Here is a 23,581-nt window from a genome sequence, read left to right as displayed (position 1 = left end):
GATCCTGTCCTCGTCGAACAGATAAATCCAAGACTTACTTCTCACGGCTTCGATAAGCTGTGTTTATGACAAGTCTGCGGCAGCTCGAGTACCTCGTGACGGTGGTCGACACCGGTTCGTTCACCCGGGCCGCCGAGCAGTTGCACGTGACGCAGCCCGCGCTTTCGCACCAGATGCGGGCGCTGGAGCACAGCGTCGGCGGGCCGCTGCTGGAACGGCTGCCGCGTGCGGTCCGGCTTACGCCGATGGGCCGCGCGATGCTGCCGCACGCCCGCGCCGCGCTTGCCGACGCCGAACGCGCTCGGTGTGCCGCGCGGCAGGCTTCCGGCCAGGTCGCTGGAGAACTGCTGATCGCGACGGTTTACTCGGTGAGTCTCGGGGTGCTCCCGCCCGCGCTCCGGGTGTGGCGGCGTGAGCGGCCGGACGTCGACGTGCGGCTTTTCGAATACCGCCACGCCGACGAACTGCGCGACGCGATGCTGGCCGGAGAAGCGGACCTCGCGATCGGTCCGCGTCCGGCTGACTGGACCGGCCCGGTGCGGTCGTTGGGCACCGAGGAGTTCGTGGTGGTGCTCCCGGCTGATGGCGCGATGGAGTCCACTTCGGACGGTACGGTCGAGCTGGCCGATCTAGCCGGCTGCGCGTGGGTGCATTACGCACCTGGTCACGGCTTGGCGGAGCTCCTCGACGCTGCCTGCGCGGAGGCGGGCTTCCGGCCGCGACCTGCTGTGCGCACGGAACAGACGGCCGCCGCGCCGTTGCTCGCGGCGGCCGGATTGGGGCCTGCGCTGGTTCCGGCGAACGTGCTGCCCGCGGAGTTCAGCGGGCGGGTTTTGCGTCCTGGCAAGCCGATTCGACGTGAGCTGGTCGCTTACGGTCGCAGCGAACCGGATCCGTTGACGGCGGCGTTCGGCGAAGTGCTGAAGCAGCACGCACGGGTCTAGTCGCGCAGCCGAGTCAGGTCGATTCCGGTGAACGGCGTCGTCACCGCGTCGTGGACTCGCGCGGACCAGACAGCGTGCCCGTGTGCAGTCCACAGTGGAATCGCCGGGAGATCGCGCAGAGCTTCGTTCTCCGCGATCCGGAACAGTTGCGCGGCTTCTTCCGGTGCCGCGGTGGTTTCGGCGGAGTTGAGGTCGGCGGCGAACCCGGCGTCGGTGTAACCGGCTGCGTCCGCGAGAGCGTGCAGGATGTCGGACGGGCTCGGCGACACGGCCTTGACCTCCAACGCGGACGGTCCAGTCGGCTTGCCTCCGGTCGCTTTTCGCTGTGCGGTGACCGAGATTCCCAGGCTCTTCGACAAACCGTCGGCCAGCGCCTGAGGCCAGGTGCCGTCGAAGCTGTCGTAGTACACCGCGGCGTCGCCGGTGAATCCCGCTTGGTTCAACAGGGATTTGGCAGCGGGGCCGTCGAAAGTGCACGGACGGCAGCCCCCGGTGCGCTCGCCGGGTGCGACGGCTGGCGGCAGCAATCCCTTGGCCGCGTCCGCCTGATGCGCGAGCGGCCCGGATTCCAGCGCGCCGCGGTCGGTGCCGAGAGCGAACGCGTGCCGCACCGTCGGGTCGGCGAATCGCGTCGCCTCAGCGGAAAACACCAGGTAGCCAGCGCGAGGGAGCGCCCACATCGCGTGCCGGTCGGCGAAATCGGCGTGCATCGCCTCGTGTCGATCGCCGGGGACGGACGTGGCGACGTCGAGCTTGCCCTCCTTGACCTCGTCGTACTGTTCCGCCGGATTGCCGACGCGCAGATTGATTTCCTTGGCCCGTCCCGGATCCGCGGTGACCCGGACGAGCTTGCCGCCGGACCCGGACTGCCAGTCGCCCTCCAGGCGCAGCGGGCCGTTGCCGATCGGATGGCGGGCGAACCCGTTCCAGTCGCGCGATTTCAGCACCGACGCGGGCAGCGGAACCAGCCCAGGCGCGGACAGCCAGGCCGGCACCTGGTTGGCCGGACGGTCGAGCACGATCCGCAGCTGCGCCGGGTCGACTGCGGTGATTTCCTTGGCCCGCAGCGACTTCGTGAGCACCTGCGTGCTGGCCCAATGATGTCCCGCGATCGCCTTCCAGGTGTCCACATAGGACTGCGCGGTGACCGGCGTGCCGTCGTGGAACTTCCCGGGCCGCAGCTTGACGGTCCAGGTCACCTGGTCGGTGCTGCTGATCGATTCGGCTGCGCGCGGGGTCGCTTTTCCGCTGGCCGGATCGTAATCGGCGAGCGGCGTCCACAACGCGCCGGTGACGAGCCGTCCGGACGGATCGGTGACGTCGGCGGGCAACAGGGTGCCGGGTTCGCCGAGGCCGACCGACAGGACGCCGGGCTGGGCGGGTTCGGCCGACGACGAACAGCCGGGGAGACCGGCCGCGACGAGGGCGGCGAGCGTGAGCGGGACCAGCAGACGCGATCGCATGCTGACTTACTACCAGGTGGAAAGCCACTAAAGGCGGTTGTGTCCGGTTAGGGACCGTCTTAAAGTACTTCAGTCACACTGGGGTCTCCGGGAGGTTTCGCGTGCGCCGTTGGTGGATTCGTTCCGGACTGGCGATGGCGACGGCAGCGGCGACACTGGTCGCCACGGGATTGCCCGCCGCGGCCTGCGAGGACGACAAGCCGGTCACCGAGGCGAAACACTCGCTCGGCGACCCGGGCGCGATCAAGGGCGTGGAGCCGGTCGGCAACGTGCCGGACGCGCAAGGAGCCATCTCGGCGAACTTCCTCAGCTACGGCGCACGCGACGTGATGGTCGTGTCCGGCCAGTTCGGCTTGAAGGTCTACGACCTCACGGACAATCCGGCGAAGCCGCGCGCGATCGGCGAGCTGAGCCTGCCCGGGCTGTGGGAAACCGAGGACACCGAGGTCGACGCGAAGCGCAAGCTCGTGTTCCTGTCCCGCGACCCGCGCGCGTTCAAGGGCAACACGCGCACCGGCGAGTCCGGGATCTACGTGGTCGACGTCAAGCATCCGGAGAAGCCGGAAATCCTCAGCTACGTCAAGGTTCCGGCGGGCCACACCACCAGCTGCGTCGACGACTGCCGCTACCTCTGGACCGGCGGCCCGGCGAAGGCCGACAACCAGCCCGCGGACTGGGGCGGCAGGCCGATCTGGGTCACCGACGTGCGCAACCCGCGCAAGCCGAACGTGTACCCGGACCCGATCGAACTCGCTCGCAACGACGGCAAAACCGACTACGTGCACGACGTGCAGGTGGACAAGACGGGCGTCGCGTGGGTGTCCGGCGCGGGCGGTGTGCGCGGCTACTGGACGTCCGGTCTCCACCACGACCCGGTGCAGAACCGCTACCGCTGGGCGACTGCCCTCAAGCCGGTGCCGTACGCGGGCGGCGGAGTGGCGGAAACCGCCGCGCCGTCGAAGTTCATGCACAACAGCTTCCACCCGGTCGGCGCGCGCGACGATGGAGCCTGGCGCGGTCATGACTTGGTGTACGCCACCGAGGAGAGCTTCCTCCCGGGCTGCGCGGGCGACGGCGTGCTGACGATTTCCTCGCTGGATGGTTCGTACCAGGGCGAAGGCTGGCGGTCCACGCCGGAGAAGCCGTTCCGGATGCGCAGTATCGGCACCTGGGGCGTCGCCGGGCAAGAAGGCAGCGACCCGGTGTCCGACGACTGCTCGGCGCACTACTTCGACATTCGCGGGCATGTGCTGGTGCAGTCGTTTTACGCGCAGGGAACCCGGTTCCTGGACGTGAGCGACCCCTCGAACCCGACGCAGATCGCGTACTTCCGGCCCGCGGACGCGGCTTCGTGGGCGCCGTACTGGCATGACGGGTACGCGTATGTGGCGGACAACAAGCGGGGGATCGACATTCTGAAGCTCACCGCTTAGCGGGCGGCTAGTTCGCGGCGGAGCGGGCAGTATCCGGCCGTCCGGCGCATTTCCCGGAGCCTCGAAGTCGAGATACCGGCGCTCACCAGACGGATGCGGTTCACGCCAGCCGCCCGGAAACCTCGCCGCCAACCGGATATCGGACAGCCAGCCCGTCCAGCAGCGCCTGCAGCCCGATCTCGAAAAGATGGTCCAGATCCAGGTCATACCCCTCAGCAAGATCCCGCACCATCCGCGTCAGCACCGGATACCGTCCGGACCCCATCAACGCCGCGTACCCCCGCGCCTGCGTCTCCATCCACTCGTCCTCGGTGATCCCCGTCGCGCCCATCGCGTGCCGCTCGCGCTCCAGGTGGATCGCGGTGCCTTGAATATGGTTGTAGAACAACACATTCAGATCGCACAGATCAGCCGCGCTGAGCCCGAACACCGACAACGCGGCCAGCGCGCGTTCGTTGTGCGCGGCCAGGTTCGGCAGCGGCCAAGGCCGGGTGAGCGGCACGAGATGCGCCAGCCAAGGATGCCGCCGGTGCACGGACCACAGCGTGCGCGCCGACAACTCCAGCTGCGCCCGCCATCCCGCCGGTTCCCGTGCTGGATAACCGATTTCGCCGTAAACGTGGTCCGCCATCAGGAAAACCAGTTCGTCCTTTCCGGACAGATACCGGTACGGGGCCATCGCCGGAACACCCAGCCGAGCGGCGAGTCCGCGCATCGACAGTGCCGCGACACCTTCCGCATCAGCGATCGCGATTGCCGTGCGCACCAACCGATCCCGCGTCAACGGTGGGCGCTTCGAGTCGGTCGCAGTGTGCTGACCAGCGACGACATGGCCCGACCGAGGTTCGGCGCGGAGCACGCCTTCACGACGCAGCACGTCGAGCGCCTTGGCCGCGGTGGCGTTCGCGACACCATGCGCCGAAGCCAGCTGACGCGTCGAAGGCACCTTCGCGCCCGGCGGCAACTGCGAGATCTCCTCGCGCAACGCAGCAGCGATCCGGAGGTAAGGCGGTTCGGTCGGCATCGGCGTCCTGTCTGTACTAGGTCAGCGGGGTATCTGTACTAGGTCAGTTTTGGCAGCGGTAACCAGGTCAGGGCAGGTTCATCAGGGTAATGATGCACCGTATCAAGGGGTGAGGACATGCCTGAAGCACTGGTTTGCGGCGCGGGAGTCGCCGGATGCGCGTCGGCCTACTGGCTGCGCCGCAACGGCTACGACGTGACGGTCGTCGAGCGTGCGGACGGACTGCGCAGCGGGGGTCAGGCGATCGACATCCGCGGGGTCGCGCTGGAGGTCATCGAGCGGATGGGGCTGGGGGAGCAGGTCCGCGCGGCCCGCACGCGGATGCGCGGGATGTCGATGCTCGACGCGTCCGGCAACGAGGTGTTCCGCTCCGAGGAACGCGTCTACAGCAGCGGCCGGCTCGACAGCGCCGACATCGAGATCCTCCGCGACGACCTGGTCGAGCTGCTGCACAACGCCGCCGACGTCGAGTTCCGCTTCGGAGACGAGATCACCGCGCTCGACGCCGAGTCCGGCCGGGTCGAGTTCGCCAAGGCCGAGCCGCACACGTTCGACCTGATCGTCGGCGCGGACGGCGCGCACTCGGCGGTCCGGCGGCTCGCGTTCGGACCGGAGGACCAGTTCCGTCGTTACCTCGGGCAGTACCTGGCGATCTTCCCGGCGGCCAACACCGTCGGCCTCGAAGACTGGCAGATCTGGTTCCAGGGCGAGGGCGTCGGCGGCGCGGTCTACCCGGTGCCGGGCAACGAGGAGATCCGGGTGACGCTCGGCTTCGGCGAGCCGGAGTACCGCGAGATCCGGGACGTCGCGGAGCAGAAGAAGCTCGTCGCCGAGCGCTTGGCCGACGTCGGCGGCCCAGTCCCTGAGCTGGTCAAAGCCATGGCGGACTCTCAGACCTTCTTTTTCGACGCCATGCTCCAGATCCACCTCGACCGCTGGACGACCGGCCGGGTCGCGCTGGTCGGCGACGCCGGGTACTGCGCGTCGGTGCTGTCCGGACAAGGCACGAGTCTCGCCCTGGTCGGCGCGTACATCCTGGCGGACGGCCTCGACGACTACGAGACCCGCATGCGCCCCTTCGCCGAGCTGAACCAGGCGCTGGCCACGGAAAACCCGGCCGGGCCCGCGTCGGAGGAATCGGTCGAGCGGGCGAAGAACGCGATCAGCCTGACCCGCTGACCCGCCATCCGGCGGGAGATTCCCGCCGCCCGGCTGTCCGCGTCCGGCCAAGGGGCGGCGAGGATGAGGTCCAGCAACCGAGTCCCTGGAGGCCCCGCGATGACTGCGTATCCGCCGCTCCCGTTCGACCCCGAGCTCGCCGCGGCGCTCGAGGTTCTGGCGGCCGAGCGTCCGCCGATCAAGACGCTCGAGTCGATCCCGGCGGTGCGCGCGGCCGCGGCGAAGCGGCAGGTTTCGCTGGAGGAGATCACCGCCGACGGTGCCCTCGAAGTGTCCGAAGTGGACGCCGAGGGGCCGCGCGGCCCGATCCCGCTGATCGTCGCGCGGCCAGCCGGGGCGGTCGACGTTCCGGTGCTGTACTGGCTGCACGGCGGCGGCATGGTCATCGGCGGCCACAAGGGCGGTGACCTGTACTTCCTCAAGGAATACGCGACCGAACTGGGCCTCGGCTTCGTCTGCGTCGACTACCGCGTCGCGCCTGAACACCCGCATCCGGCGCCGGTCGAGGACTGCTACGCCGGCTTGGAATGGACGGTCAAGCACGCCGCCGAGTACGGCTTCGACGCCTCCCGCGTCGTGATCGGCGGGGCGAGCGCGGGCGGCGGGCTCGCGGCGGGAACGGCGCTGCTCGCCCGGGACCGAGGCGGCCCGGAACTGATCGGCCAGCTGCTCGTGTACCCGATGCTCGACGACCGCAACGACTCTCCGTCGGCGATCCAGATGGCCGAGATGGGCAGCTGGGACCGCGCCGCGAACAACGTCGGCTGGACCGCGCTGCTCGGCGACGCTCGCGGCGGTCCGGACGTCTCGCCGTACGCCGCGCCCGCGCGGGCGGAAGACCTGTCCGGCCTCCCGCCCGCGTTCCTCGACGTCGGGAGCACCGAGACCTTCCGCGACGAGGTCATCGCCTACGCGAACCAGCTGTGGCTGTCCGGAGTGCAGGCCGAACTGCACGTGTGGCCCGGCGCTTTCCACGGCTTCGACGGCTCGGCCCCGCAGGCGGCGCTGTCGCAGCAGGCCCGCGCCGAGCGGACGCCGTGGCTCCGGCGGCTGCTCGGCTGAACCGGACCAGCGATGATGGACCGATGAGGGAGCTGGTCACGCATCTGAGCGCGCTCGATCCCGGCGCGGCCGAGACGGTCAAGGTCATCGCGTACTTCGACCGGCTGGTCGAGGGCCGCGCCGGGCTGGAGCCGATCGTGCGCGGGGCGGCGGTGCTGTCCGGCTGCCCCGCGCGGCTGGCCGACGACGAACGCCGGGTGCGCGTCCGCGTCGAACCGGACGGGCGCGTGGTGCAGTCGGCCGTGCCGCCCGATCCGGCATGGCCTGCTGCGCCGGTGCGTCCGGACGGGCCGGTCGCGCTGTGGCTGGAACGGCCCGGTCCGGCGAGCCCGGTGGACGCGATGGTGCTGGAGCGCGCGTCCGCGGCGGCCCGGGCAGTGCTGGAACGGACGCGCGGCCGGGTCGTCGATCCGGCGTCGGTCGAAGTGGTGCTCGACGCGTCGGCGGACGAGCGAACCCGGCTCCGTGCCGCACATCGCCTCGGCCTGGGCACGACCGCCCGGGCCGTCGTGGCCGACGCGGTACCGCTGATCGTCCCTCCACAGTGGACTCCGCCGGAGCGGACCCGGGTGGGGCTGGGAACCGTCGTGAACCTGGTCGACCTGCCGGCGTCCGGCGAACAAGCCCGGACGGCTTTCCGCTTCACCGCAACCGAAGAAGACCCTGGACCGTCCGTTGTGGACTATGCCGACCTCGGCGGCCTGGCCGTGCTCGCCGATGCGGTCGGGCCAGGCACCAAACCGGTCGCAGACGTGACAAGCCTGGAGAACGCCCGCACGACGGCCCCGTGGGTCCTGCCCACGCTGGTCGCCGTAGCGGGCGCTCCGAGCCTGCGCGCCGCCGCGAACACGCTGGTAGTGCACCATTCGACCCTGCAGGAGCGCCTGGCCCACGCCGAAGCGCTGCTCGGCTGGCCAGTGCGCGATCCCGCGGGCCGGTTGCGGTTGCAGCTGGCTATCGCGCTGTGGCGGCTGCACCGCACCGGTTGATCACGGCGTGAGCAGCGGCAGCAGCGGCTTCCGCACCGCCGTCGCGACCCCGTCGGACTCGTTCGCCGCGGCGATCCGCTCGTCCGTCGGCGTTCCGTACGACGTGGTCCGCTGCCGCAGCGGACGCCCGAGCGGCTCGACCATCGCGCGCATGTCGCTGATCGTCTTGTACGACCCGTTCGAGGCACCCGCCATCCGGCTGATCGTCTCCTCCATCAGCGTGCCGCCGATGTCGTTGACGCCGCCCTGCAGCACCGCCCGGCTGCCTTCCTCGCCCAGCTTCACCCAGGAACTCTGGATGTTGTCGAACGTGCCGTGCAGCAGCAGCCGGGACAGCGCGTGCACCGCCCGGTTCTCGCGCAGCGTCGTGCCCGCGCGGGCGAGCCCGGCCAGGTAGATCGGCGAACTCTGGTGGATGAACGGCAGCAGCACGAACTCGCTGAACCCGCGCCGCCCGTTGCGTTCCACGCCCTCGCGCTGCAGTTTGGCCAGCAGTTTCAGGTGGCCGACCCAGTGGCTCGGGTTGTCCACGTGGCCGTACATCATCGTCGCCGTGGTCGGCAGCCCGACGTCGTGCGCGGTGGTCACGACTTCGATCCACGCGTCCGTCGGCAGTTTGCCCTTGGTGAGCACCCACCGGACGTCGTCGTCGAGGATTTCCGCCGCGGTGCCCGGCAGCGAGTCCACCCCGGACTCCTTCGCGCGCACCAGCCAGTCGCGAATGGACAGATTCGTCCGCGACGCGCCGTTCACGACCTCCATCGGGCTGAACGAGTGCAGGTGCATGTCCGGCTGCCGCCGCTTCACCTCGGCCGCGAGGTCGAAGTACGCGGTGCCCGGCAGATCCGGATGGATCCCGCCCTGCATGCAGATCTCGGTCGCGCCCGCGGCCCACGCCTCGTCGACGCGATCGCCGACCTGCTCCAGCGACAGCGTGTACGCGTCGGCGTCGGTCTTTCGCTGCGCGAAGGCACAGAAGCGGCAGCCGGTGTAACAGACGTTGGTGAAGTTGATGTTCCGCGTGACGACGAAGGTGATGTCGTCCCCGACGACCTCGCGTCGCAGGTCATCAGCCAGTTTCGTGAGCGCGTCCAGCTCCGGCCCGTCCGCGTGCAACAGGGCGAGCGCGGCGTCGTCGGACAGCCCGGCCGGGTCTTTTTCCGCACTGCGCAACGCATCCCGGATGTCGGTGTCGAACCGCTGCGGTCCGGTCTTGATCTTCCGGCCGATTTCTTTCCAATCGCCGTAGACCGAATCGAAGTCGCCGCGCCGGTCCTCGGTCCGGCCGGTGGTGTCGATCTCGGTGTGCAGATCGGTGCGGCCGGATTCCTGCCAGCCGCCGTCCGGCTCCTGCCACGGGATCCCGACCGGCATCGCGCCGTCACGAGCCAGCCCGGTCTCGCCGTCGACCAGCGCCGCGACGTGCCGCGTGACGCGCGGGTCGAGCCACGGCTGGCCGCGCTTCACGTACTCCGGGTAGATGGTCAGCCGCTCGCGCAGCGCGTATCCGGCCTTTTCGGTCTGCCGGGCGAGCAGGTCGATCTGCGGCCACGCGCGTTCGGGATTCACGTGGTCCGGCGTGAGCGGCGAGACGCCGCCCCAGTCGTCGATGCCGGCGCGGATCATCAGGTCGTACTGGTCGCCGATGAGGTTCGGCGGCGCCTGGATGCGCATGCGCGGACCCAGCACGAGCCGGGCCACGGCGATGTTCGCGGCCAGTTCTTCGAGGTCGGCGTCCGGGGTCGCGCGCATCTTCGTGTCCGGTTTGGCCCGGAAGTTCTGCACGATGACTTCCTGGATGCCGCCGTACTCGCGGGCGGTCTTGCGGATCGCGAACAGCGCGTCGGCGCGTTCCTCGTGCGTCTCGCCGATCCCGATCAGCACACCGGTGGTGAACGGGACCGAGCTGCGGCCCGCGTCCTCCAGCACGCGCAGCCGGACCTCGGGATCCTTGTCCGGCGAACCGTAATGCGGCCCGCCCTTCTCGCTCCACAGCCGGCGCGCGGTGGTCTCCAGCATCATGCCCATCGACGGCGCGACCGGCTTGAGCCGCTGGAAGTCCTGCCAGGACAGGACACCCGGGTTCAGGTGCGGCAGCAGACCGGTCTCCTCGAGCACCCGGATCGCCATCGCGCGGACGTAGGACAGCGTGTCGTCGTAGCCGTGCGCGTCCAGCCACTCGCGCGCGGCCTTCCATCGGTCCTCCGGCCGGTCGCCGAGGGTGAACAGGGCTTCCTTGCAGCCCATCTCGGCGCCCTTGCGCGCGATGTCGAGGACCTCGTCCGGCGACAGGAACGGCGATTCAAGCTTGCCGGGGACGGTGACGAAGGTGCAGTAGCCGCACCGGTCCCGGCACAGCCGGGTCAGCGGGATGAACACCTTGCGGCTGTAGGTGATGATTCCCGCGCGACCGGCTTCTTCGAGGCCCGCGTCGCGAATGCGGGAAGCGTGGTCGGACAACGTTGTCAGGTCGTCGCCGCGGGCGTGCAGCAGCACGGCCGCCTCGGCGACGTCGAGCGTCTTCCCGTCTCGCGCCCGGGCGAGCGCACGGCGCATGGCCGACGGGGTGGGCGTGGTCACGCCAGCTTCGGGCTCCATTCCCGCCACGCTAGGACCCGGCCGCCGCGACCAGCCAGCTCTTAGCCCGCCACGGTGCGCGCGAACCGTCCAGGGTGATCATTAGCGCAGGTTGCGGGCTTGTGGACGGTCGTCCGCGCCGGTATTACCTAAAGGGTGGCGTCAGTGATCGGGAAGCGCATCGGCGGGCGGACGTACTACTACCTCGCCGAGTCCGCGCGCGTCGACGGCAAGCCCCGCGTGGTCGGTCAGCGGTACCTCGGGACGGCCGAGGACATCGCAGCGGCAGTGGCCGGCGGGGGTCCGGAGGCGGCTGGGGCGCGGCATCGGTCGTTCGGGGATGTCGCGGCGGTGTGGGGGACGTTGCAGCGGCTCGACCTTGTCCGGCGGGTGGATTCGGTGGCTGGGCCGCAGCGGGCTCGGCCGACGCTTGGTCTCCATGTCGCGCTGGCGGTGTTGCATCGGGCTACCGCGCCGGAGATGGAGTTCGAGGAGTGGTGGACTGGGTGTCTGGCGCAGGATCTCGTTCGGCCTCGGCCGGCTAAGGGGTCGATTACGACTGCCAGTCATTGGCGGGCCTTGCAGCGGCTCGATCCGGAGCGGATCGCCGGGGTGGAAACCGTTGTGGCTGAAGCTGTTTTGGATCTGCTGGGCGACGATGGCACGGAGGCGTTGGCGGTTGATGTTGCGCAGTTCGCGGCGTTTACTGCTGCGGACTGTACGTTGCCGTCGGCTTGTCAGGACGTGCTTGCCGGGCTGGGGCTGGTTGTTACTCGGGATGGGGCTATTCCGTTGGCGTCTCGGGTTTATCGGCGGGAGAAGGCTCCTACTTTTGGTGCGCTGGCCGCCGAATTGGGGGCGCGGCACACGTTGGTCTTCCACTCTGGCCAGGCTGCGCAGCTCGACCTCGGTGCGCGTAGCGGGTTTGTCGGGTCGCTTCCGTTGGCTGATCATCCGGAGTTGCTTTCGCGGCCCGCGTCGGTGCGGCGGAGGGTGGATCCGGAGCGGTTTGCCGGGTTGACTGCCTTTGACACTGTGGCGACTGTGGACGGTGCCCGGCGACGCGTCGTCCTCCTGCACTCCGCGACTCTGCATGCTGCGCAGTATCGGGCGTTCACCAGTGAATTGAGCACTACGGTTCGGGAGCTTGACGGGTTAGCGGCTGCGCTCGCGGCGGGTACTCATCGGGGGGATCGGACGCAGGTGCATGCGGAGATGTCGCGGATTATTCGGGGGCGGCGGGTGGAGCGGGTGTTGAATACTTCGCTTACCGGCAACCGGGCTGGGGACTTGCGGTTGGAGCGGCGGGTCGATGAGGCGGCGGTTGCTCGGTTGGCGGAGGAGTTTTTCGGCAAGCAGATTTTGGTTACTGATCGAGATTGGCCCGTTGCCGAGGTGGTTACTGCTTATCGGGCTCGGACTTATCTTGAGTCGACGTTTCGGTGGTTGACCGGGTCTGCGGTGGCTGGGCCTTCGCCTCGGTGGGAGTGGACTTCGCATCGGATCGCGGTGCATGCGTTGGTGTCTGTGCTTGCTGCGACGGTTACGCACCTGATGCGGCGGGAGGCGGATCGGGCTGGGATGAATCTTTCGGTGGCTGAACTGTTGGATCAGTTGCGGGGGATTGGGGAGACCTTGTTGCGGCATCGGTCTACTGGGGGGCGGCCGCGGACTCGGCGGATTTTGTCTGATCGGACGGCTAGGCAGCAGGCGTTGTTTGAGTTGTTTGGGTTGGAGCGGTTTGCGCCTGGGTGATCGGGGTTTCGGCTCGTCGCCTGGCGGCGACATTGCGGGCGGGCGGCCCCCAACCCCGAAAGCCGATTGTGCTGACGGTTCGGGGGTGCTTGTCAAGGCGGGAAAGATGCCTTGACAAGCACCCGCCGCCCGCATTTTGGCTTCGTATCGGGGTGCGGGGGTGGTGTGGGTGCACCTCGAGTTGGGTGCGTCGGCGCGGCTGGGTGGTGTGGGTGCTTGGCGAGTTGGGTGCGCTGGCTGCGGGTGGGCAGTGGGTGCGCGCGGCTGAGTTCGCCCGTCGCATTGGGTTCGCGATGCGGGGTTAGCGCCCCAACGTGGCATTGGGTGCATCTGACGCACCGAACGCCACATTGGGTGCATGCGACGCACCCAATGTGGCGTTGGGGCGCATCCCGGCGGGCGGCAGAACGAGGGCGGGCCGTGAAGGGTCCCTTGAGGGAATCTATGTCCGTGAAGGGGTCCCTCGCGGACGTCGGCGGGTCGTGAGGGGAACCCTGAGGGAATCAGATTCCCTCAGGGTGGCCCTCACGGACCTGGACGGAGCTTTGAAGGTGGGCCCTTGCGGGCCGGGGGCGGAGTTAGTTCAGGTCCGCGGGTTTGGTGAAGGTCGCCAGTTCGGTGGGCGGCAGCGGCACCGCGCCCAGGGTTTCCAGGAATCCGGCTTCCCTGGTGAGCAGGCGGCAGACGATGCGCAGGCGGCGCAGGGGATGCGTTTCCTCCAGCAGCAGCTGCCGGTCCTCCAGCGGGAGGAGGCAGTCGGCGGCTAGTTGGTAGGCGAGTTCGCCCAGGTCGGCGTCGTCGTGGGGCGGGTGCCAGTCGTCTGCGTGCCAGGCGGCTTCGCAGTATCGCTCGTGTGCGGCGCGGGCCACCTTGGCCAACTGGTGGGCCGTCGACTCCGCGGTGGTGGGGACTGGGTCGTCGGGGAGCCAGTCGACCACGGCCATCAAGTACGGCGCGGACGCTCGGTGCAGTTCGCGCAGGCGGAAGCGGCGCGAAGCGCGGGTGACTACGTCGTAGCGGCCGTCGGGGAGGCGTTTTGCTTCGCGCAGGATTGTGCTGCAGCCGACGTTGTACACGTGGTCCAAACCACTGACCTCGCGGACCAACGGTGCGCGCAGGGCGACTACGCCGAATTCGTGTTCGGGGACGTTGCCGGTCACCAGGTCCGCGGTGAGCTGCCGGTAGCGCGGTTCGAAGATGTGCAGCGGCAGGTGCGTACCGGGGAGCAGCACTGTCTGCAACGGAAACAACGGCAGGGTCGCCGTCCCGCTGGGGCACTGCTCTGGCTCGGTCACGCGTCCACGGTACGGGCTGCGGAGCGCTGGCGCAGTTCGTGTTTACCGCCGCGGCGGGGGTTTCAGGACCGCGAAAGGGTCGGTGATGTGCATGTCTTTCGCGGCGAAAGAAAACAGCGCCGCAGGTCGTCCGCCCGCGCGACCGGGGGCGGCGGTGTGGCCGGTGGGGACCAGCAGACCACGCCGTTGGAGCACGCGTTGCAGGTTCGTCGCGGACACCTTGTAGCCGAGTGCGGCGGAGTACAGGCCGCGCAGGGCGGAGATGGTGAATTCCTCTGGGGCCAGTGCGAAACCCAGGTTGGTGTAGCTCAGTTTCGACCGCAGGCGGTCGCGGGCGCGCAGCACGATGGCCTCGTGGTCGAACGCGGTGCGCGGCAGGGCGTTCACGTCGTGCCACTCGGTGTCTTCGGGGACTGCTGGGTCGACATCGGAGGGGACTAAGCCCAGGAACGCGGTGGCTACGACGCGCGGGCCGGGGACGCGGTCCGGGGCGCTGAAGACGGCTAGTTGCTCTACGTGCTTCAGCTGGCGGACGTCCACCTTCTCGGCGAGCTGGCGCCGGATGGAGGTTTCGACGTCTTCGTCGGGGCGCAATCGGCCGCCTGGGAGGGACCAGCGGCCTAGGTGCGGATCCAGGGCTCGGCGCCACAAGAGGACGCGCAGTGTGTCGGAGCGCACTTGAAGGACTGCCGCCAGAACCTCGTGGGCGAGGGGGGCTCGGGTGTTAAGATGGCTTCGCACGGTTTTCGATTATAAGGCGAAAACCGGGATGGGGAGGAACCGGGGTGGATCCGGTTCGCAAGGCCGGCGAAATCGAGAGGGCCGAAGACATGACCACCACGCTTGACCAGGATCTGACCCCTTACGGCGGGGTCGAGGCGGACGCCGACTGGGCCGCCCGCGTGCGGGAGCTCGCCCGCAAACGCGACGCGGTGCTGCTCGCGCACAACTACCAGGTCCCGGAGATCCAGGACATCGCGGACTTCACCGGCGACTCTCTGGCGCTCAGCCGCATCGCGGCCAGCAGCGACGCGTCGACGATCGTCTTCTGCGGCGTGCACTTCATGGCCGAGACGGCGAAGATCCTGGCCCCGGAGAAGACGGTGCTGATCCCGGACGCGCGGGCAGGCTGCTCGCTCGCCGATTCCATCACCGGCGCTCAGCTGCGCGAGTGGAAGGCCGAGCACCCTGGCGCGGTGGTCGTCTCGTACGTGAACACGACGGCCGAGGTCAAGGCCGAGACGGACATCTGCTGCACGTCGTCGAACGCGGTCGACGTCGTCGCGTCCATTCCCGCTGACCAGGAAGTTCTCTTCCTGCCGGACCAGTTCCTCGGCGCGCACGTCAAGCGCGTGACCGGGCGCGAGAACATGCACATCTGGGCCGGGGAGTGCCACGTGCACGCCGGGATCAACGGGGCCGAGCTGGCCGCGCGCGCCGAGGAGAACCCGGACGCCGACCTGTTCATCCACCCCGAATGCGGCTGCGCGACCTCGGCGCTTTACCTGGCCGGCGAGGGCGCGGTGGCCCCGGAGCGGGTCAAGATCCTGTCCACCGGCGACATGGTGCACGCGGCGCGCGACACCAAGGCGGCCTCGGTGCTCGTGGCCACCGAGATCGGCATGATCCACCAGCTGCGCAAGGCCGCGCCGGAGATCGACTTCCGCGCGGTGAACGACCGGGCCTCGTGCCGGTACATGAAGATGATCACCCCGGCCGCGCTGCTGCGGAGCCTCACCGAGGGCGCGGACGAGGTCCACGTCGACCCGGAAACGGCCTCGCGGGCCCGCGCCTCGGTGCGGCGGATGATCGAAATCGGGCAGCCTGGCGGTGGGGAATGAGCGGCCTAGTTAACGCCGGTGAGGCGAAAACCTCACCGGATCCGCGCTGGGAAGCCCGGGCCGATGTGGTGGTGATCGGCAGCGGCGTGGCCGGGCTGTCGGCGGCGCTGCGGGCCCGAGAACTCGGGTTGCACGTGCTGGTCGTGACGAAGGCGGCGGTCGCCGACGGCAACACGCGGTGGGCGCAGGGCGGCGTGGCCGTGGTGCTCGACGGCGAGCGCGACGAGGGCGACACGGTCGAGAAGCACACGGCGGACACGCTCACCGCCGGAGCTGGGATCTGCGACGAGGCCGCCGTGCGGGCGATCGTCGGCGGCGGTCCGGCGGCCGTCACCGAGCTTCGGCAGAACGGAGCGGTGTTCGACCACAGCTCGAGCGGGCTGTCGCGGGCTCGCGAGGGCGGGCACAGCGCGTTCCGGGTCATCCACGCTGGCGGCGATGCGACGGGCGCGGAGGTAGAGCGTGCGCTGGTCGCGCAGGCTGGCGAGCGGCGGATTCCGGTGTTGGAGCACCACATCGCGGTCGACGCGCTGCGCACGCCCGCGGGCGAGGTGGCCGGGGTGACGGTGCTCGACCGCAACGGCGTGCCGGGTGTGGTGCGCGCGTCTGCGGTGGTGCTGGCCAGCGGCGGGTTCGGGCAGCTGTACCAGGCGACCTCCAATCCGGAGATCGCGACCGGCGACGGGCTGGCGCTTGCGTTGCGGGCCGGGGCGACGGCGGCCGACATCGAGTTCGTGCAGTTCCATCCGACGGTGCTGTACACGCCGGGTGCGCGCGGGCGGTGTCCGCTCGTTACAGAGGCGGTGCGCGGCGAGGGCGCGACGCTCGTGGACGGCGCGGGCGCGTCGGTGATGGCCGGGGTGCATCCGCTCGGCGATCTGGCTCCGCGCGACGTCGTGGCGGCGGCGATCACCCGGCGGCAGCTGCTGGCTCCCGGCGGCATCGACGATCACGTTTTCCTTGACGCCACTGGCATTCCCGGGTTCGCGAAGCGGTTCCCGACGGTGCACGCGGCGTGCGCGGTGCTCGGCATCGACCCGGCGGTGGACGCGATTCCGGTGACGCCCGCGGCGCACTTCGCGTGCGGCGGCGTGGTGGCCACTGTGGACGGACGGTCGAGCGTGCGCGGGCTGTACGCGGCGGGCGAGGTCGCCCGGACCGGGTTGCACGGGGCGAATCGGCTGGCGTCCAACAGCCTTCTCGAAGGGCTGGTCGTCGGGCAGCGGACCGCGGAGGCGGTTGCCGCGGATCTGGCCGCCGGGTTGCTGCCGGATCCGTCGCGGGGACGGCTTCCGGAACGGACGGTCGCGCCGACGGCGGAACGTGATGTGCTGCAACGGGTGATGAGCCGGTACGCGGCGATCGGCCGCGATGCGGACGGGCTCGCGGCGGCGGTCTCGGCGCTCGACTTGTCTACAACGGACAGTCCGTTGTGGACGCACAGTGCGGTCGAGGACGCGGCGCTCACCGTGGCGGCGCAGGCGTTGCTCGCGGCGGCGGAGCGGCGGACGGAATCGCGGGGATGTCACGTGCGGACGGACTTCCCCGAGCGGGACGAAGGGCTGCGGCGGAGCCAGCTGATCCGGCTGAGCCCGTCGGGACAGCCGGTACTGGTCGAAGCGGCGTCGTTGGAAGGGGTGGCATGAGCGGGGAATTCTCCGAATCGGTCGTGCGGTCGCTGGTGGTGGACGGGCTGGACGTCGCCGACGTGAAGCGCGTCGTGACCACTGCGCTGGAAGAGGATTTGCGGTACGGGCCGGACGCCACGACGGCATCCACGGTTCCGGCGGACGCCCGTGCGGTGGCAGAGCTGACGCCGCGCGTCGCCGGTGTCGTGGCCGGGATTCCGGTGGCACTGGCGGTTTTCGACCAGGTGCTCGGCGACGACTACGAGGTGGTCTCGATCCGCGAGGACGGTTCGCCCGCCGTCCCGGGTGAGCCGGTGCTCGTGCTGCGCGGTCCGGTGCGCGGGTTGCTGACCGCGGAGCGCACGGCGTTGAACCTGTTGTGCCTGCTGTCCGGAGTGGCGACGGCGGCCGCGGCGTGGGTGTCCGCGATCGAGGGAACCGGTGCGGCGGTGCGGGATTCGCGCAAGACGACGCCGGGGCTGCGGCTGCTGCAGAAGTACGCGGTGCGGTGCGGTGGCGGTGTGAATCACCGGATGGGCCTTGGCGACGCGGTGCTGATCAAGGACAACCACGTGGTCGCGGCGGGTTCGGTCACCGCGGCGCTGGCGGCGGCGCGGGAGCACGCGCCGCAGCTGCCGTGCGAGGTCGAGGTGGACGATCTGGCCCAGCTGGACGAGGCGCTGGCCGCCGGGGCGGACGAGGTGCTGCTGGACAACTTCACGCCGGAGGAGTGCGTGAAGGCGGTCGCGCGGCGCGACGAGATTTCGCCGAAGACGCGGCTGGAGTCGTCCGGCGGGCTGACGCTCGACCGCGCGCGACCGTACGCCGAGTCCGGTGTGGACTATCTCTCCGTCGGCGGGCTCACGCATTCCTCGCCCGCGCTCGACCTCGGGATGGACCTGCGATAACCCTGTCGCCGCGGCCCGCTCTCCACTAGAATCTCCTTGTCCGACAAGGGGAGGGGGCCGCGGTGCGGGGAATTGCCGCCGGAGCGGTGGCCGCGCTCGTGGCGCTCGGCCTGCCCATCACGGCGACCTCGGCCGTCGCGGCCGCGTGCGCGAATCCGTCCGACCCGTACACCGGGCCGGTGCCCTGGGGCCAGCGGCTGGTGAACCCGCCGCGGCTGTGGGCGCTGACCAAGGGCGAGGGGCAGACCGTCGCGGTGATCGGCACCGGCGTCGACAAGCAGAACGCGCAATTCGGGCCGGGACAGGTGCTCGGCGGCGCGGGCACCGCGGATTCCGACTGCGACGGCCGCGGCACGATCGCCGCGGGCATCGTCGGCGCGCAGCCGGCGAACCAGACCACGTTCACCGGGGTCGCGCCCGGCGTGAAGCTGCTTCCGTTGCGCTACACCGAAAGCAACGGCTCGTCCTCGGACGGCGGCGGTGACCCTGGTGCGCTGGCCGGAGCAATTGACACGGCGGTCGACCGCGGCGCGGGGGTGATTCTCGTGGCGGTCCCGGCGGGTTCGGACAGTGCGGCGCTCGGCGCGGCGCTCGACCACGCGAAATCGCGCGGGGCCGTGGTGATTTCGGCCGCGGCGGCCACTCAGCAAGGGGCGCACACGTATCCGACCGCGTCGAAAGGCGTGCTCGCGGTCGGCTCGACGGACGAATCCGGCGCGCCGGTGCAGACCGAAGCCGGGGATTACCTCGGAATCGCCGCGCCCGGCGCGAATCTGGTGAGCACGTCGGCCGGTGGCGGAGGCGCGGTCGCACATCGGTGGCCGATCACCGACCCGAGCCTGGCCGCGGCGTATGTAGCCGGGGTGGCGGCGCTGGTGCGTTCGGCGCATCCGGAGATGAAGGGCGAGGAAGTGGTGAACCGGTTGATGCTCACCGCGTCCCGTCCGCCGTCCGGGGCGCACGATCCGCGCCGGGGCTGGGGAATGCTCGACGCTTACGCCGCGGTGTCTTCGACGTTGCCCGCTAGCGCGCCTGGCCCGAGTGCGGCGGCGGTGCGGTCCGAGCTGCCCGCGGTGGTTCCGGCTGCTGCGGAGGCTCGGCCGACGTCGGATGTGGCGGCGGGAGTTGTTGCGGTGGGCGGGGTTGCGGCCGCGGCTGCGGCGGGGATCGGCGTGGCTGCGTTCCGGCGGGGGCGGCGGCGCGGGTGGCGGCCGTCGCGGTTTCGGGCTTGAGACCTCGTGAGTGGCAATCCCGGTTCTAACCGGGATCAACACTCACGAGGCGCGTCGAGCCGATGATCGCCACCCCGCGCCCGTCGCGGGCGATGTGCACGCTGAAATCCGCGCCCTCGCGGGAAAATCGCCCGATCACCTCACGATAAGTGCTGCGGTCGTACGATTCCCAGCCCGCTGCTTCCAACGTCGGACGCACCGCTTCGGTCAGCACTCGCAGCGCACCGGGACTGTCCTCCAGCCGGACTCCGTACTGCCAGCACACCAGATGCCCGGGCTGCGCGGGATCGCAGTCCAGCTCACCGTCCACTGTGGGCACTGCGCGAGAGCCGAACGCCTCGGCGACACTATCGATGACGTTCGTCAGCTCGGCAGCCAAATCCTTCAATTCGCGCGTGATCACGGCAGCACCGCCGGAACCGGCACGGGCGCTTCGGTGACGTGACCGCCGGTCAGCACTCCGTAGATGTTCTCCCACGAATCCGAGCCCGGTTTGAGCACGCCGCTGTGCGAGGACAGGCCCCACTGCACATTGCCCGCCGCGTCGCGGCCGGTGGTGAGTTCGGTGACGCCGGGGAAGGTGTCCGGGTCGGCGCCGTGGCCGATGCCGGTCCATTCCAGCGCGCCGGCGTTGCCCTGGGCGAGGATGATCGGGTCCAGCGGGGCGGTCATCGAGTACCGCTGCACGCCGGCCTGGCTCGGCGGCAGGTCCGCTGGGCTCCATACGCCGTGTCCCATGCCCGCCGACTCTACGTGCAGCACCCGGTCCACTGGCAAGCCTTGCTGGTCAGCGAGCCCGACGGTGGCGCCGCCGTAGCTGTGCCCGATTGCGGTGATCGTGGCGGCTCCGCCGGTCTGGGAGTCGACCTGGCCGCGCAGTTCGTCGCCGAACGCCTTGAGGTTCGGGGCCATCGTCTGCGCGTAGCTGGCTTCGGCGCCCTCGGTGGTGACATTCTGCGGGAACACGCCGTCGGCCCACACGACCATCGCGGTCCGGCCGCTCGGGTCGGCGGCGACGAGGCTGCGGCCGAGGTCGGCGTAGGACTGGAAGGTGTCCATCCGGGTGTGCACGCCGGGCACGAACAGCCCGACGTTGCGCGTGCCCGGCTGGATCGTGCCGACGAGTTCGGCGATCCGGCCGTTGCCGGACGGATCGAACCGCAGGATCTGCCGGTGATCGTCGAGAATGCTTTGGTACAGCGCGATTCGCCGCTGCGAGCGGGCGATGTCGTCCGGATCGGACAGTCCGGCGAGGCGGGTCCGTTCGGCGGCGAGCGCGTCGGACACCTTCATCCGGTTGGCCGCGATGGTCCCGGCCCAGCCGCCGCTGGCAGCGGACTTTCCGGCTGACGGCACCGGATCTTCGGGCAGCAACGAGCGGTACATCGCCGCCACCTGCTCGTCGGCGCGCCGGTATCCCGCCGACGAAGCGGTGAGCCCGTCGCGAAGGACCTGGAGGCGGACGACGCGCTGGTCGACGTCCCCGGCGAGTGCGCCGAGCGTTTTCGCCAGCCCGGCGGCACATCCGGCCGACGCGGACACCTGGCCGAAGGCCGCGGCGGGCACTCGTTCGCCCGCCACGGCCTGCTGCGCGGTCCGGAGCGCGCCGGCGCGAGCGTCCACTTCGGACGCCGCGCCGGCGAGTTTCGCCGGGGCGACCCGGTAGCCGTCGGTCACGGCTGGTCGGTCGGCTCTTCGCCGATGACCGAGGGCGCGACCGGAGCCTGCTGGCCCCACACGTTCTCGGTTTCGACGAGCCACGCGGGAATGCGCCTGCCGGAGCCCATGTCGCCGCCCGCGCCCATGCCGCCCATCGGCATCATGGGCATCATCGGCATCGCGCTCTTGGCCGCCGCGCCCGCCGCACCGGCTGCGCCGCCGGCGAGCCCGCTGAGGACGTTCGACTGCGCGTTCCCGGCGAGCCCGGAGTGCGCGGCCGGAGCTTCCCCGGCGCCGCTGAGGCCGCCGCCGGACGGAATTCCGCCGCCGTCGATCGACGGAGCGCCTCCGCCGCCGACCGGGATCCCGCCGCCGCCCCCGCCCTCGGGACCGGCCCCGCCGCCGAGCTTGATGCCCGGCGGAGTGTCCTGCTCTTTGTCCTTGTCGTTCTTGTCTTTGTCCTTGCCCGAGGCCCACGGCGGAACCTTCGGCATGATCGAACCGAAGCGGCCGAACGCGGCGGCGGACGCGGCCGCGAGACCGGCGGTGAACATGTCGCCGAACAGCGGGCTGCCCGGCGTTTGTGCGGGATGCCCCGGCTGGGAACCGGGCACCTGCGTGCCGTCGGTGGGCAGCGGGTGCGAATCGATCGGAGCGCCCACCGCGGTGCCGCCGTCCGGGCTGTTGCCGATCGGACCGGTCGCGCCGCCGGTGGAAGCGCCGCCGCCGGGAACCGGCTTGGGCGGCGGGGCGGCCGCGTTCGGCGAAACCGGGATCGCGTCCTCGGCGGTGTCGTAATTCGTCGCGAGGTTGTTCATCACGACGATCGCCTTCGCGTGCGCGGAGCCGGCGGCGTTGGCGGCCTGTTGCTGCGCTTCGACGTTGGCGATCGCCTGCTGCCGCTGCTGCGTCGCGGCGACGACGGTGGCGGGCGGAGTGTCCGGCGGGAGCAGCGGCGGGTTGACCGCCAGCGCGACGTCGGCGGGGGAGACGTCCGGCACCGCGACCGGCGGCGGCATCTCGGTTTTCGCCTTGACCAGCGCGTCCGCGGCGTCCTCCAGCATGTCGCGCATGCCCTGCGCGGTGACCGCGACCTTGCGGATGCCGCCGACGAGGTCGGTCATCATCGTCCGGTACTGATCGGCCGCGCCGCCGGTCCACGAGCTGGAGAAGTCGGTGAGCTGATCGGACAGGTTCTCGGCCTGGTCGTACAGCCCGCGCGAGGCCGAACCCCACTGTTCGGCCGCGGCGCGCGCGGTGGTCGGGTCGCCCGCCTGCAGCATCGCGTAAAGCTGCTGATGGGTGTAGCCGGCGAAATTGGTGCGAGGGCCGCTCATGCCTTCTTACCCCCTGAAGAATCAAGGCCCAGCAACGAGAAAAGCGGGTCCAGCAGACCGGTCTGCTGACCCGATTGGTGCAGATCGCCCGCGACCGACTGGTCGGCCTGGGCGTAACCGTCGGCGACGGTGGTGGTGACGTCCTGAGCGAACGTGATCGCCCCGCGGACCTGTTCGAGCAGGCCCTGCATTTCGGCGACCGCGGCGTGGTGGGCGTCGGCGAGCGAAGCGGCTTCCCCGAACTCCCCGAACAGCAGCGGATGCTCGCCGAGGGTGCGCAGGAAGTCGTTCGGCCGGGACATCGCGTGGATCTGGGTTTCCAGCTCCCGGACGAAGTCGCTCAGCGATTCCAGGTGGACGTAGTACGACTGGTCGGGCATCGGCCGGTGACCTCTCGTGCGGCAGGACGCGGGAAAGCCGGCCGTCCGGAGCGGGCGGGGGGTGGTCCCGCCCCGGACGGCCGGCGTCGGGGCCGGATCAGGCGAACAGGCCCTGGTTTCGGTTCTCCAGCTGGTGCTGGAGATCGTGGGCGTCGCCGACCTTGGTGCCGAACTGCGCGATGATCGCGACGATGTCGGCGGTCGCCTGGCGGAGCCGGGTCTCGGACGCGCGCGCCGCTTCACCGGCGGAGCTGCCCGAGGCGTACCAGGTCTGGGTGATCGGCTGCAGGTTCTGGTGCAGCTGCTCCAGCTGGGAGGTCAGCGCCTTCGCCTTGGCGGCGAGCGACGCGGAGCTGTGCTGCAGGGCTCCGAAGCTGATTTCTACGACGTCAGCCATGGTGTCTTGTCCTCTCTCAGGGGTTGAGGCGAGGGATCACGTTGCCCTCGACGGTGTGGCTGACGCTCTGGAAGCTCTGGTGCACGTCGGAGTCGCCCGAGTTGTAGTTCGCGTGGCTGGTGTGCACCAGCTGCGACATCGTGTCGAGCTCGCGGACGGCGGCGGTCATCTTCTCCTGGAGCCTGCGCTGCAGGTCCCAGAACGCGACGGCCTGGTCGCCCTTGTAGTTCCGCAGCGTCTCGGTCAGCTCGGACTCCAAGCTGGCCATCGTCGTCTTCGCGCTTGACGCGGTCTCCTCGAAGCCCTGGACGGCGCGCGTCATGGCAGCTGAATCTGCCTGGAATCCCGGACTGGACATCTGACGGGCCACCTCCTTCCCTCTCGTGGAAAATCCCGGTGCGCGGCGGGCCGCGCGGTGTGAATGTCACGCTAGAAAAAGAGCGGGTCCGGTCAAACGGCACAACTGCCGGTCGCTTTG

21 protein-coding genes are annotated in these 23,581 nt (G+C 70.0%); 10 read left to right on the top strand and 11 right to left on the bottom strand.

Features of this window, described 5'->3' with window-relative positions; genetic code table 11:
• Positions 1-65: 65 nt before the first annotated feature.
• Entirely contained in the window at positions 66-944 is an 879-nt protein-coding gene (locus ACWDNU_RS08975; RefSeq protein ID WP_449668377.1) for a LysR substrate-binding domain-containing protein, read from the top strand.
• Here the strand turns inward: ACWDNU_RS08975 and ACWDNU_RS08970 are convergent.
• Positions 941-2,407, bottom strand: a complete 1,467-nt coding sequence (locus ACWDNU_RS08970) for an ABC transporter substrate-binding protein (protein ID WP_370935302.1) — start codon at positions 2,405-2,407, stop codon at positions 941-943. The genes ACWDNU_RS08975 and ACWDNU_RS08970 overlap by 4 nt on opposite strands.
• 134 nt (positions 2,408-2,541) lie before the next feature.
• Here ACWDNU_RS08970 and ACWDNU_RS08965 point away from each other — a divergent pair, with 134 nt between their 5' ends.
• Complete coding sequence (locus ACWDNU_RS08965; protein WP_449668376.1) at positions 2,542-3,840, top strand: LVIVD repeat-containing protein; 1,299 nt, start codon at positions 2,542-2,544, stop codon at positions 3,838-3,840.
• 100 nt (positions 3,841-3,940) lie between these two features.
• Here ACWDNU_RS08965 and ACWDNU_RS08960 read toward each other — a convergent pair whose 3' ends face one another.
• Complete coding sequence (locus tag ACWDNU_RS08960; RefSeq protein ID WP_449668375.1) at positions 3,941-4,864, bottom strand: TetR/AcrR family transcriptional regulator C-terminal domain-containing protein; 924 nt, start codon at positions 4,862-4,864, stop codon at positions 3,941-3,943.
• 117 nt (positions 4,865-4,981) lie between these two features.
• Here ACWDNU_RS08960 and ACWDNU_RS08955 point away from each other — a divergent pair, with 117 nt between their 5' ends.
• The 3 genes from ACWDNU_RS08955 to ACWDNU_RS08945 all read left to right on the top strand — a co-directional run bounded on the left by ACWDNU_RS08955 (position 4,982) and on the right by ACWDNU_RS08945 (position 8,094).
• Complete coding sequence (locus tag ACWDNU_RS08955; protein ID WP_449668374.1) at positions 4,982-6,043, top strand: FAD-dependent oxidoreductase; 1,062 nt, start codon at positions 4,982-4,984, stop codon at positions 6,041-6,043.
• Positions 6,044-6,142: 99 nt separating this feature from the next.
• Positions 6,143-7,105 (top strand): alpha/beta hydrolase, encoded by a 963-nt coding sequence (locus ACWDNU_RS08950; protein ID WP_449668373.1) that lies wholly within the window; start codon positions 6,143-6,145, stop codon positions 7,103-7,105.
• A 23-nt stretch (positions 7,106-7,128) separates the two neighbouring features.
• Complete coding sequence (locus ACWDNU_RS08945) at positions 7,129-8,094, top strand: helix-turn-helix domain-containing protein (protein ID WP_449668372.1); 966 nt, start codon at positions 7,129-7,131, stop codon at positions 8,092-8,094.
• Here the strand turns inward: ACWDNU_RS08945 and ACWDNU_RS08940 are convergent, their stop codons facing one another.
• Entirely contained in the window at positions 8,095-10,692 is a 2,598-nt protein-coding gene (locus ACWDNU_RS08940; RefSeq protein WP_449668371.1) for a bifunctional FO biosynthesis protein CofGH, read from the bottom strand.
• A gap of 135 nt (positions 10,693-10,827) precedes the next feature.
• Here ACWDNU_RS08940 and ACWDNU_RS08935 point away from each other — a divergent pair, with 135 nt between their 5' ends.
• Entirely contained in the window at positions 10,828-12,426 is a 1,599-nt protein-coding gene (locus tag ACWDNU_RS08935) for an IS1634 family transposase (RefSeq protein WP_449668370.1), read from the top strand.
• A gap of 578 nt (positions 12,427-13,004) precedes the next feature.
• Here the strand turns inward: ACWDNU_RS08935 and ACWDNU_RS08930 are convergent.
• Complete coding sequence (locus ACWDNU_RS08930) at positions 13,005-13,721, bottom strand: LON peptidase substrate-binding domain-containing protein (protein WP_370939226.1); 717 nt, start codon at positions 13,719-13,721, stop codon at positions 13,005-13,007.
• 42 nt (positions 13,722-13,763) lie between these two features.
• Positions 13,764-14,417 (bottom strand): NUDIX hydrolase, encoded by a 654-nt coding sequence (locus ACWDNU_RS08925; protein ID WP_279630357.1) that lies wholly within the window; start codon positions 14,415-14,417, stop codon positions 13,764-13,766.
• Positions 14,418-14,551: 134 nt separating this feature from the next.
• On the opposite strand from ACWDNU_RS08925, the gene nadA reads away from it, so the two are divergent.
• The 4 genes from nadA (at position 14,552) to ACWDNU_RS08905 (ending at position 19,330) form a co-directional block, all read left to right on the top strand.
• Positions 14,552-15,562, top strand: a complete 1,011-nt coding sequence (gene nadA, locus ACWDNU_RS08920; protein WP_449668369.1) for a quinolinate synthase NadA — start codon at positions 14,552-14,554, stop codon at positions 15,560-15,562.
• Positions 15,559-17,208 (top strand): L-aspartate oxidase, encoded by a 1,650-nt coding sequence (locus tag ACWDNU_RS08915; RefSeq protein WP_449668368.1) that lies wholly within the window; start codon positions 15,559-15,561, stop codon positions 17,206-17,208. The genes nadA and ACWDNU_RS08915 overlap by 4 nt, the downstream gene beginning before the upstream one ends.
• The gene (nadC, locus tag ACWDNU_RS08910) at positions 17,205-18,098 is read left to right on the top strand and encodes a carboxylating nicotinate-nucleotide diphosphorylase (protein ID WP_449668367.1); all 894 of its coding nucleotides are present in this window, start codon (positions 17,205-17,207) and stop codon (positions 18,096-18,098) included. The genes ACWDNU_RS08915 and nadC overlap by 4 nt, the downstream gene beginning before the upstream one ends.
• Before the next feature lie 62 nt (positions 18,099-18,160).
• On the top strand, positions 18,161-19,330 hold the full coding sequence (locus ACWDNU_RS08905) for a S8 family serine peptidase (protein ID WP_449668366.1): 1,170 nt from the start codon (positions 18,161-18,163) through the stop codon (positions 19,328-19,330).
• A 25-nt stretch (positions 19,331-19,355) separates the two neighbouring features.
• Here the strand turns inward: ACWDNU_RS08905 and ACWDNU_RS08900 are convergent, their stop codons facing one another.
• The 6 genes from ACWDNU_RS08900 to ACWDNU_RS08875 form a co-directional block, all read right to left on the bottom strand.
• Positions 19,356-19,733: a hypothetical protein gene (locus ACWDNU_RS08900; RefSeq protein ID WP_449668365.1), complete on the bottom strand. Its 378-nt coding sequence runs from the start codon at positions 19,731-19,733 to the stop codon at positions 19,356-19,358.
• Positions 19,730-21,007, bottom strand: coding sequence for an alpha/beta hydrolase (locus ACWDNU_RS08895; protein WP_449668364.1), 1,278 nt, complete (start codon positions 21,005-21,007; stop codon positions 19,730-19,732). The genes ACWDNU_RS08900 and ACWDNU_RS08895 overlap by 4 nt, the downstream gene beginning before the upstream one ends.
• A complete protein-coding gene (locus ACWDNU_RS08890) occupies positions 21,004-22,326 on the bottom strand; it encodes a WXG100 family type VII secretion target (protein WP_449668363.1) in 1,323 nt (440 codons plus the stop codon). Before ACWDNU_RS08890 ends, ACWDNU_RS08895 begins: the two co-directional genes overlap by 4 nt.
• Positions 22,323-22,706 (bottom strand): hypothetical protein, encoded by a 384-nt coding sequence (locus tag ACWDNU_RS08885; RefSeq protein WP_344268260.1) that lies wholly within the window; start codon positions 22,704-22,706, stop codon positions 22,323-22,325. Before ACWDNU_RS08885 ends, ACWDNU_RS08890 begins: the two co-directional genes overlap by 4 nt.
• 97 nt (positions 22,707-22,803) lie before the next feature.
• Positions 22,804-23,103 (bottom strand): hypothetical protein, encoded by a 300-nt coding sequence (locus ACWDNU_RS08880; protein ID WP_037809581.1) that lies wholly within the window; start codon positions 23,101-23,103, stop codon positions 22,804-22,806.
• Between the two features lie 16 nt (positions 23,104-23,119).
• Positions 23,120-23,461: a WXG100 family type VII secretion target gene (locus ACWDNU_RS08875; protein WP_093576046.1), complete on the bottom strand. Its 342-nt coding sequence runs from the start codon at positions 23,459-23,461 to the stop codon at positions 23,120-23,122.
• Between the last annotated feature and the right edge of the window lie 120 nt (positions 23,462-23,581).

The sequence above is a fragment of the Amycolatopsis sp. NPDC003676 genome (assembly GCF_053587275.1).
The sequence above is the reverse complement of the archived record's forward strand: the minus strand, read 5'-3'. Positions and strand labels throughout refer to the sequence as shown.